Source organism: Spirulina sp. CCY15215, from assembly GCF_016888125.1.
GTDB lineage: Bacteria > Cyanobacteriota > Cyanobacteriia > Cyanobacteriales > Spirulinaceae > CCY15215.
On sequence record NZ_JACSWA010000550.1, the window covers coordinates 1 to 229 of the forward strand.

The 229-nt window shown below is 41.5% G+C and carries 1 pseudogene; it reads left to right on the forward strand.

What is annotated here, in order from left to right:
• A pseudogene (locus JUI58_RS27860) lies at positions 1–229 on the forward strand (IS200/IS605 family accessory protein TnpB-related protein); the annotation flags it as partial.

Here is a 229-nt window from a genome sequence, read left to right on the forward strand (position 1 = left end):
ACCGCTATTTTCAATCGGTGGTGAAAAAATATCCCTCATTCCGAAAATTCCCCAGTTATTTAAGAAGAGCAGGGATAGCCGATGCTATTGGTATAGTCTCAAGTTTTCAAACGAGATATAGAGCATGGCAATCGGGAGAGAGAAAACATCGCTTTTGCCAACCGCCAAAACTAACAGCAATGTGCAGAAGTTACCCTTCATTGTACAAAGGTCAACAGATTCGTTATGG